The sequence below is a fragment of the Lysobacter sp. GCM10012299 genome (genome assembly GCF_042649405.1).
In the GTDB taxonomy this organism is placed as follows: Bacteria; Pseudomonadota; Gammaproteobacteria; order Xanthomonadales; family Xanthomonadaceae; genus Lysobacter_J.
The window spans coordinates 1-2,099 of record NZ_JBHRZC010000013.1 but is presented as its reverse complement, the minus strand read 5'-3'; the positions used below and the strand labels follow the sequence as shown (position 1 = coordinate 2,099).

The following is a 2,099-nucleotide window of genomic DNA, read 5'->3' as shown; positions in this document are numbered from 1 at the left end:
GCGAGAGAGTTGAACGGACGGCCCCGGAAGACGCTAGGCTACGAAACACCGGCCGAACGATTTCAACAATCTGTTGCGTTGACCGGTTGAAACCGCAGTCGGAAGCGGACATTAGCACTGGCCAAGGCGACCGCTCCACCCCAACGACCGCCATCGGCCAGGAGCGATCATTCCCTGGCCCAACGGTAGCGACGGCATACGAGAGTAGCGATCACCGCGGCCACGAAAGCAAGGATGGAATGAAGAAAGCCGGCGTGTTGCCAAAAGCGCATCGGCGCAGCACCAGCGACGTCGGGGCCGGAGCAATCCCATTTGCTGTGGCTAATGACGAAGCCCAGGTCGGCGCAGTCATAGGGCAGAAGAAGCCACGAGTCAGCGTACGAAAGCACGATCCATGCAAACAGGAGCCATATGGCGATGGTCGCGAGTCGGCCAGCCTTCATCTCCGATGCATCCTTTAGGCGCCAAACGGCCGCTTGGGTCGAAAGCGAAAGTTAGCACCGCCCTTGGCGGTGGATCTAGCCGAGTGTCCGCTATCGGCCATAAGCGGAATTCGCGACCGTCTGCGCCTAGCGCCTGACGCCGACCGGTTCGGGTCGCACCCTCGGATGCTGGCGTTGTCGGCCCCGGCTGGGATCGGCCGTCAGAAGGCGAGCCGCCAATCCTGGCAAAACGCGATCCGCTACTCTCGAATTTCGTGGAAGTGAACTGGAAGCAGTCAGGAACCCACCGACCCGGAGGCAACATGGAATTGCTGACTTCAGTCGTACTCGCTGCCGCACTCGCCGCTGGACCGGCCACGCCGGCGGCGGAACCCCTGGATGCCGTCGTAGCCGACACGGACGCCATAAGCGCTGGCGATCTCGACGAGCGGGTTCGCTTCATGGCCAATTTCCCCAACGAGCTATACCGCCTCTATGGAAGCGAGGCCGCAGGGAAAGGCCACTGGAATGATGCGCTGCGCAATTTCACCAAGGCCGCGCATTACGCCGACAAGTATTCGCAGCACCGCATCAGCCTGATGTACTGGCACGGCGCAGGGGTGGCGCGCGATCCGGCGTTGGCTTATGCGTGGGCGGACCTTGCCGCCGAACGCGCCTATCCGAGCTTCCTGGTGTTGCGCGAGAAGATCTGGATGTCGCTGAGCCCGGCGGAGAAAGACCGGGCACTGAGCGAGGGCGAAGAACTGTATGCGAAGTACGGCGACAAGGTGGCCAAGCGACGCCTTGCCGCGGCGATCCTGCGGCAGAACACCCAGATCACCGGTACTCGAACCGGCCAGCTAACCAGCAAGCTCCAGGTGCGCTCCGCACCGGCAGGCGCTGCCGACCTGTGGGACAACGCCGGCTACGAGATGAATTCGATGTATGCCAGCTGGCGGCAGGATCCGGAACGGTACTGGGCGGTCGAAGACGCGATCTGGAAGGACGGTGCTGTCGAGATCGGGCCGACCGAGAAGACCTCGAACAGCGACCCGCAGCGACCGTAGGTCAGCTGCTGCGCAGATACTCTCGCAGTTCGTCGGCCGACGCGCCAACGACACGAACCGCTGCGCGCAGCTCGTCCTCGGTGACGTCCAGCGACGCCATCCAGTAACGCAGCTCGTGGTCCTGATTGACGTTGATGCGGGAGCGATCGGGCTCGCCTCGATTGGTGGCGAAGCGGACATTCACCAACCTTTGTACCTGGTGGATCGGTTAGGTCACATTGCCGCGAAACTTGCGACGACAAACAATGCCCAAGGCAAGAAGACCAAGCCCAGTCGCCAAAATAACGTATGGCAGATAGGCAGCACTGTGCGCTGCTGCCGGGGTTCCACTCTTGACCCAGCGGTAGTAGGAATGGGTGGCATGGTCGCCACCTGGAATCACCCACTCAAGTGGGAGCAGGTCTTGGATGACCGGTGTGCCGATGAGTCCAAAAGTCGCCGCGGCTATGCCCAGAGCTATTGCCAAATTTGCGAGGAGCCGTTTCATCGGGCAGCGCTATGTCCGCTTTGGGTTGCGGTTTCAACCGGTCAACGCAACAGATTGTTGAAATCGTTCGGCCGGTGTTTCGTAGCCTAGCGTCTTCCGGGGCCGTCCGTTCAACTCTCTCGC

At 61.6% G+C, this 2,099-nt stretch carries 3 protein-coding genes; 1 reads left to right on the top strand and 2 read right to left on the bottom strand.

The genetic code is table 11. The features are described from left to right. Positions 1-167: 167 nt before the first annotated feature. Positions 168-443, bottom strand: coding sequence for a hypothetical protein (locus ACFOPO_RS18415; RefSeq protein ID WP_386705136.1), 276 nt, complete (start codon positions 441-443; stop codon positions 168-170). A gap of 260 nt (positions 444-703) precedes the next feature. Between ACFOPO_RS18415 and ACFOPO_RS18410 the strand changes: the two genes are divergently transcribed. After that, positions 704-1,489, top strand: coding sequence for a hypothetical protein (locus tag ACFOPO_RS18410; RefSeq protein ID WP_386705135.1), 786 nt, complete (start codon positions 704-706; stop codon positions 1,487-1,489). A 1-nt stretch (position 1,490) separates the two neighbouring features. On the opposite strand, the gene ACFOPO_RS18405 is transcribed toward ACFOPO_RS18410, so the two are convergent. Then, entirely contained in the window at positions 1,491-1,673 is a 183-nt protein-coding gene (locus tag ACFOPO_RS18405) for a DUF3606 domain-containing protein (RefSeq protein ID WP_386705134.1), read from the bottom strand. Positions 1,674-2,099 lie beyond the last annotated feature (426 nt).